The 7344-nt window shown below is 74.2% G+C and carries 7 protein-coding genes; 3 read left to right on the forward strand and 4 right to left on the reverse strand.

Annotation, left to right across the window (positions count from 1 at the left end; all coding sequences use genetic code 11):
- Positions 1-70: 70 nt before the first annotated feature.
- Genes ACWEVO_RS24485 through ACWEVO_RS24495 form a run of 3 tightly spaced genes read right to left on the reverse strand, consistent with a single transcriptional unit; the run spans position 71 to position 2621 of the window.
- Positions 71-721 (reverse strand): HAD family hydrolase, encoded by a 651-nt coding sequence (locus ACWEVO_RS24485; RefSeq protein WP_452309855.1) that lies wholly within the window; start codon positions 719-721, stop codon positions 71-73.
- A 21-nt stretch (positions 722-742) separates the two neighbouring features.
- On the reverse strand, positions 743-1000 hold the full coding sequence (locus ACWEVO_RS24490; RefSeq protein ID WP_452309856.1) for a glutaredoxin family protein: 258 nt from the start codon (positions 998-1000) through the stop codon (positions 743-745).
- Positions 987-2621 (reverse strand): AMP-binding protein, encoded by a 1635-nt coding sequence (locus ACWEVO_RS24495; protein WP_452309857.1) that lies wholly within the window; start codon positions 2619-2621, stop codon positions 987-989. The genes ACWEVO_RS24490 and ACWEVO_RS24495 overlap by 14 nt, the downstream gene beginning before the upstream one ends.
- Positions 2622-3183: 562 nt before the next feature.
- Between ACWEVO_RS24495 and ACWEVO_RS24500 the strand changes: the two genes are divergently transcribed.
- The 3 genes from ACWEVO_RS24500 (at position 3184) to ACWEVO_RS24510 (ending at position 6305) form a co-directional block, all read left to right on the forward strand.
- A complete protein-coding gene (locus tag ACWEVO_RS24500; RefSeq protein ID WP_452309858.1) occupies positions 3184-4149 on the forward strand; it encodes an ECF subfamily RNA polymerase sigma factor, BldN family in 966 nt (321 codons plus the stop codon).
- A gap of 293 nt (positions 4150-4442) precedes the next feature.
- Positions 4443-5312, forward strand: coding sequence for a DUF5667 domain-containing protein (locus ACWEVO_RS24505; protein WP_452309859.1), 870 nt, complete (start codon positions 4443-4445; stop codon positions 5310-5312).
- A gap of 111 nt (positions 5313-5423) precedes the next feature.
- Entirely contained in the window at positions 5424-6305 is an 882-nt protein-coding gene (locus ACWEVO_RS24510; protein ID WP_452309860.1) for an HAD family hydrolase, read from the forward strand.
- Positions 6306-6425: 120 nt separating this feature from the next.
- On the opposite strand, the gene ACWEVO_RS24515 is transcribed toward ACWEVO_RS24510, so the two are convergent.
- Complete coding sequence (locus ACWEVO_RS24515; protein WP_452309861.1) at positions 6426-7283, reverse strand: lysophospholipid acyltransferase family protein; 858 nt, start codon at positions 7281-7283, stop codon at positions 6426-6428.
- Between the last annotated feature and the right edge of the window lie 61 nt (positions 7284-7344).

Genomic DNA, 7344 nt, shown 5'->3' on the forward strand with positions numbered 1-7344 from the left:
GTTGATCAAGGAGTTTGCGTCTGGACCGGGCGGATTCCAGACGCCAACTCCTTGATCAACAAGGTAGGGGTCAGGGGAGGGTGCGGGCGATCTGCACGGCCTGGGTGAGGGTGTCGGCGGTGGGGTGGTGGGAGGCGCGGAGGCGGGCCGGGTCGGAGAGGCCGCCGGTGTAGAGGACGCAGGCACCGCCGACCGACAGCGCCGCATCGGCGTCGTCGAGGGAGTCGCCGATCAGCACCACCTCGCGGCCGTCCAGGCCCAGCTCGGCCAGGTGCTTCTCCAGCCACTCAGCCTTCGGCCCGCCACCCACCGCGACCCGGAGCCCGTCGATCCGGGAGAAGTGCGGGGTCAGCCCGTACGTCCGGACCGTCGGGACCAGCTCGTCGTGGAACCACATGGACAGCAGGGACTGGCTGCCCGGCCAGGCGGCGATCGCGGCGGTCGCGTCCGCGGCCAGCGCGCAGCTGGTCAGCCCCGCCCGGTACGCGTCGTGGAAGATCCGGTCCAGCGCGCCGAACGCCTCGTCGTCGATCGCCCGGCCGAGCATCTCCGCGTAGTAGTCGGCGATCGGGCGGCGGAACCGCACCCGGTGCTCGTCGGCGCTGACCACCGGGCCGCCGGCGCTGGCGAAGGCGACGTTGGTGGCCCGTACCACCAGGTCGAGGTCGTCGAGGAGGGTCCCGTTCCAGTCCCACACCAGATGGCGCCGCACAGTGGTCATCGCTGCACGATAGAGGGCGGGTCAGAGCTGCGGCGTGGTCAGGTCCCGCAACAGCCGGTCCTCCTCGACCCGCCAGTAGCCGTGCTCCTTGCCGTCGAGCAGCACCACCGGCAGCCGGTCGCCGTAGTCGCGCTCCAGCTCGATGTCGCCGGTCACGTCCTTCTCGATCCAGCGGTCGCCGGTGACCGCCACCACCCGGTCGAGCGCCGCCTTCGCGTCCTCGCACAGGTGGCAGCCGGGCCGGGTGATCAGGGTGAGCCGGGCGTCACTGCTGGACATCGGATACCTCCGTGCGGATCTGGGTCGGCGGTGCCGGGGCGGGTGCCGAAGGCGCCGCCGGGCGGAGCTCGGTCTTGCGTACCTTGCCGATCGCCGAGTACGGCAGGCTGTCGACGAACTCGACGGCGGTCGGGCACTTGAACCGGGCCAGGTTACGCGCGCAGTGGCCGAGCAGCTCCTCCACCGTCACCGGCACACCGACCGCCCGCACCACGTACGCCCGGACAGTCTCCCCGGTCCGGGGGTGCGGCACCCCCAGGACGGCCGACTCGGCCACCCCGGGATGCGCCTCGAGCACCAGTTCCACCTCGTGCGGGTAGACGTTGAAGCCGTTCACCAGGATCAGCTCGCCGAGCCGGTCGACCAGGTACAGGTTCCCGTCCTCGTCGGCGTAGGCGACGTCGCCGGTGGCCCACCAGCCGTCCGGGTCCGGCCCGCCCCGCCCGTCCGGCCAGTAGCCGCTGAACAGGTTGGCGCCGCGGACCACGATCTGCCCCGGGTCCGTGCCCGACGGCTCGTCGGAGAGGTCCAGCTCGTCGGCGTTCTCCTCGACGGCGGGCACCCCGTCCCGCCACAGGTCCACGCCGTCCGCCCCGACCAGGCGCAGCTCCACGCCGGGGAGCGGACGGCCGATCGAGCCCGGTCGGGGCTCCCCGTCGACGAGCGTGGAGGTGAGCACCGGCGCGGTTTCGGTGAGCCCGTACCCGACGTGCACCGGGTGCCCGGTGAGTTCGGTGAAGCGCGCCGCGACCGCGGGCGGCAGCGGGGCCGCCCCGCACACCGCGACCCGGACCGAGGCCAGCGCCGCCGCCACGTCACCCTCCGTGTCGGCCCAGCCCAGGAACATCGACGGTACGCCGACCAGCACGCTGACCCGGTGCCGGGCGATCTCGGCCAGTCCCCCGTCGCCCCCCGGCTCGTCGACGAGCACCCCGGTCGCCCCGTGGTGCACCACGGCCCCCAGCCCCGAGTTCAACCCGTACGCGTGGAAGAGCGGCAGCGCGAGCAGGACGGTGTCGTCGGGGCCGACCACCGGCGGGGTGATCCGGTCGAGCTGCTCATGGTTCGCCGCCAGCGCGCGGTGCGACAGCATCGCGCCCTTGGGCCGGCCCTCCGTGCCAGAGGTGTAGAGCAACACGGCCAGGTCGTCCCCGCCGCGCGTGGGCAGCTCGGCCGGCCCGTCACCGTCGGTGACCGGCGGCGTGGTGTGTACGGCGGCCAGGGCGGGCAGCTCGTCAACCGCGATCCGGTCCCGGACCTCGGCGGCGCAGACCAGCACGGCCGCGCCCGAGTCGGTGAGCAGGTGCCGCAGCTCCCGGGCGGTGAAGCCCGGGTTGACCGGCACCGCCACCAGGCCGGCCCGCAGCACGGCGAGGTAGGTGACCACGAAGTCCGGGGTGTTGCCGAAGGCGATCGCGACCCGCGGCGGGTGGGCGTCGCCGGCCACCCGGGGTGCCGTGCCGGCCAGCGCGCGGGCGGTGGCGGTGACCGCGGCATCCAGTTCGGACCAGCTCAGGGTCCGGTCGCGCCAGTGCAGCGCGGGGCGGTCGCCGTGAGCGGCGGCCGCCCGGCGGAGCCGGTCGGCGAGGTTCGGCACGGAGCTGTCGGCTGCGTCCTGCACGGTGGCTGAGTCTGGCACAGCCGCGTCCGCCGGGCCACGCCCCGCGATCCCGCCGACGGGACCGTGCGGACCGGCCGCCGACCTTCCCCGGCATGGCGAGCTGAACCCGACAGCTCCGCCCGGCGGGGCGCACGGGCAGCCGGAAACCGCCCCACGGGACGGTCGCCGCGACACGCCGAAGGCGGCACGGAAATCGCTCCGACCTGGACTTTCCACTGCGGACCAGGATCCGGCGCGAAAGTCAACCGCACACGACGGACAACGGGTCCGCCAGTTGTGCGACGGGGCGGGAAATACTTCCGCTCTGTGTAACGGACTTGCCACACGCGGGTGACGTTGGCCCTATCATCACTCGGGTCGGCTCACCCCATTTGCCGTGAGTCGACACCCCTCAGCCCGAGGAGGCCCCCGTGCCACTGAGCGCATTGGACCAGCACCTCAAGGGGACCTGCCGCACGTCGGCACGTCCCCGGACGGCCCTGCCCGGCCGGGTCGTACCCGGCCCCGCCGCGCCCCCGCGGCGTGCGGCCCGGCCGTGCCCCGCGTGGAGCGGGGAGGCGCGGTGACCACCTTCGGCTACGCCGAACGGCCGGCCGGGGTGACCGGCCCGACCCAGCGGACCCCGGTCAACGAGCGGTTGGAGCCGTCGGACGGCATGTGGAGCCTCGCGGCGGTACGGAGCGACGGGACCCGGCGGAGCCGTGGCCGCACCCACCCCAACGAGGCACCGGCGCGCCCCGCGGTGCCCGGGAGCAACGCGAAGACCGCCGGTGCCCGGTTGAGTTCACCGTCCCGGCCGACCATGCCGGCCCAGGGCCGCCGCGGCGAGGCCCAGGCCGACCCGGAGCCGTCCGCCGCCGAGACCGCCGTGCTGCCGGCCGTGCCGGCCGCCGACACGGCCGTCCTGCCCGTGGTGCCGGCCGCCCCGGCCGCCGGCTACCCGAGCCGCCCCGACCCGTCCGACCCGGCGACCGAGGTCTGGGCGCTCGTCGAGCGGGCGCAGGCCGGCGAGGCCGAGGCGTTCGGCCTGATCTACGACCGGTACGTGGACACCGTGTTCCGGTTCGTCTACTTCCGGGTCGGCAACCGGCAGCTCGCCGAGGACCTCACCTCGGACACCTTCCTCCGGGCGCTCAAGCGGATCGGCAGCTTCACCTGGCAGGGCCGCGACCTCGGCGCCTGGCTGGTCACCATCGCCCGAAACCTGGTCGCCGACCACTTCAAGTCGGGCCGCTACCGGCTGGAGGTCACCACCGGCGACGTGCTCGACGCCGACCGGGAGGACCGCGGGCCGGAGGGCAGCCCGGAGGCCGCGGTGGTCGAGCACATCACCAACGTCGCGCTGCTCACCGCGGTCAAGCAACTCAACCCGGAGCAGCAGGAGTGCATCGTGCTCCGCTTCCTCCAGGGCTTCTCGGTGGCTGAGACGGCCCGCGCCATGGGCAAGAACGAAGGTGCGATCAAGGCGCTGCAGTACCGGGCGGTCCGGGCCCTGGCCCGGCTGCTGCCCGACGGCTTCCAACCCTGATCCCCCTGCTCCGTTCCACGCGCCCGGCGACCCGCCGGGCGCGGGCGCGCGTACCCTCGGCGGCTCGTGACGACGATCACGCTTCGTGATTTCGCCGCCCACCCGGCCGTAACCGGCACCCGGCGCGGACCGTTTCTCCGGGTGCGACCAGTGGTTGTCCCGGCGTCCCCCGGGCCACCCGGTCCGGCGGGCACGGTCTGCCTCCCCGGTGACCGTCGGCGTCACGCTGCCACCGGTCGCTGGTGACGACGACGGCCAACCCGGGCCGTGACCAGCGAGAGGGGGTGCCTGCGGTGGACAGCAACCTCTTCTCCCGTCGGCGTGCCGAGCGCTTCGCGCAGCTCCTCGACGAGGCCAACGGCGGTCGGCGGCACCACCTCCGTTCCCCGGCCGACGGCGAACTCGCCGCCCTCGTCGCGGTGAGTCAGCAGCTCACCGCCGAACGGCCGACCGTCGAGGTCGACGGCGAGTTCCGCACCGGGCTGCGGGCGATGCTCGTCGCCACCGCCGAGCGGGAGGGCATGGGCGCGCCGGCGAAGACGGAGAGCACCGCGGCGGCCACCGGCGTACGCGGATCGCTGCTGCCGGCGGTGACCGGCCGGCGGGCCCGGGCCCGGGGCGCGATCCTGGTCGGCATCGCCGCCGGGGCGGTGGCCCTCTCCGGCATCTCCGCCGCCAGCGAGAACGCGCTGCCCGGCGACGCCCTCTACGGCATGAAGCGCTCCACGGAACGCGCCCAGCTCGCACTGGCCAGTTCGGACATCAGCCGCGGCCAGCTCTTCCTCGACTTCGCCCGGACCCGACTCGACGAGGCGGCCACCGTACGGGGCGACCGGCTCGGGTTCGGGGCCGTGCTGGACGACATGGACTCCGACACCCGCCAGGGCGTACGCCTGCTGACCACGGTCGCGGCCCAGCGCTCCGATCCGACCGGCCTGGACGCGATCGACGCGTTCCTCACCGGCCAGCGGCGGGCGGTCAGCGGGCTGCTGGACCGGGCCGACCACATCGAGCGGGAGCGTACCCGTCAGTCCCTCGCCCTGCTCGACGCGGCGGGCAAGCGGGCCGACGGCCTCCGCGAGGCGATCGCCTGCGGGTTGGCCGCCCCGACCGCCAGCGACGCCCTCGGCCCGACCCCGGCCGCCTGCCCCGGCAACCGCTGACGGCGGCGGGACAGCCGCCACACTTCGCCCGCCGGACATCCGGCTGTCACGGACCGCCGGATACGCTCGGAACGGAGGGCGTACGCGGTCGTCGAGGGGAGGGAGATCGCCATGTCCGGACCCCGCAAGGTGACCGTCAGCACCGATGTCCACGGGCACACCGCCGGCTGGTCGGAGACCCCGGAGGCACCCCCGGCCGCCCCCACGCCGGATCCCTCGGCGGCGGCCTTCTTCGACGTGGACAACACGATGATGCAGGGCGCCTCCATCTACTGGTTCGCCCGCGGACTGGCCGCCCGGAAGTACTTCACCACCGGTGACCTGGCCCGGTTCGCCTGGCAACAGGCGAAGTTCCGGCTGCTCGCCACCGAGCACGCCGGGGACATGTCGCAGGCGAAGGAGGCGGCGCTCGCCTTCATTCAGGGCTGGCGGGTCGACGACGTCGAACGCCTCGCCGAGGAGATCTTCGACGAGCTGATGGCCCCGCGGATCTGGGCCGGCACCCGCAAGCTCGCCCAGCGGCACCTGACCGCCGGTCAGCGGGTCTGGCTGGTCAGCGCCGCCCCGGTGGAGATCGGCCGGGTGATCGCGGCCCGGCTGGGGCTGACCGGCGCGATCGGCACGGTCGCCGAGGTGGTCGACGGCGCGTACACGGGCCGGCTGGTCGGCGACCTGATGCACGGGGCCGCCAAGGCCGAGGCGATCACCCAACTCGCCGCTGTGGAGGGGCTGGACCTGAGCCGCTGCGCCGCCTACAGCGACTCCGCCAACGACCTGCCGATGCTCTCCGCGGTGGGGCACCCGGTGGCGGTCAACCCGGATCCGGCGCTGCTCCGCCGGGCCCGCGAGCACGGCTGGGACGTCCGCGACTTCCGGACCGGACGGCGGGCGGTCAAGATCGCCGTACCGTCGACGGCCGCCGCCGGTCTGGTCGCCGGCGCGGTCACCGCCGGCCTGGCCCTGCACCGCCGCCGCCAGCACCACCCCGACTGACCCCCGCCCTCCCTCAGGGCGCTGATTCACGGAAAGAGTGGCCATCCGCGCTGGAATAGCCACTCTTTCCGTGAATGTGCAGGGGCGCGCGGGCTCGCGGGCTCGCGGGCTCGCGGGCGGTCAGGGGCCGAAGGGGTCGGGGCGGCGTTCCAGGAGCTTGTGCAGGGTCTGCTGGATGGTCTCCCGGACCTGGTCGGCGAGATTGAACACGACCAGCGGGTCGTCCGCCGAGTCACGCAGGTGCGCGGTGGGGATCGGCGGGCAGAACTCGATCAGCCACTTGCTCGGCAGCGGCACCATGCCCAGCGGCCCCAGCCAGGGGAAGGTCGGCGTCACCGGGAAGTACGGCAGCTTGAGCAGCCGGGCGAGCGGCTTGATGTCGGCGAGCATCGGATAGATCTCCTCGCCGCCGACGATGGCCACCGGGACGATCGGTGTGCCGGTGCGCAGCGCCGCCGAGACGAACCCGCCCCGGCCGAACCGCTGGAGCTTGTACCGGTCGGCGTAGAGCTTGCCGACGCCCTTGAAGCCCTCCGGGAAGACCCCGACCAGCTCACCGTTGCCGAGCAGCCGCTCCGCGTCCGGGTTGCAGGCGACCGTGCCGCCGGTCTTGCGGGCGAGTTCGGAGACCACCGGCATCCGGAAGACCAGGTCGGCGCCGAGCAGTCGCAGGTAGCGGCGGGCCGGGTGCCGGTCGTGCAGGGCGGTGGCCAGGACCAGCGCGTCCAGCGCGACCGTGCCGGAGTGGTTGCCCACCACCAGCCCCGCGCCGGCCTCGGGCACGTGCTCGATCCCGCTGACCTCGGTGCGGAACCAGTCCCGGTAGAGCAGCCGGACCAGCGGGTGGAAGACGGCGTCGGTCAGCTCCGGGTCGAAGCCGAACTCGTCGACCTCGTAGTCACCGGAGAGCCGCCGCCGCAGGAAGGCCAGGCCCTTGGCGACCTTCCGGTCCCAGTGGTCCCCCGGCCGGTCCGCCACCGCCGGTCCGGGCGGCGCGCCGGCCCCGGTGGGGCCGTCCGGCCGCTCGCCGGCCGCGCGC

It is taken from the genome of Micromonospora sp. NPDC003776 (genome assembly GCF_053605645.1).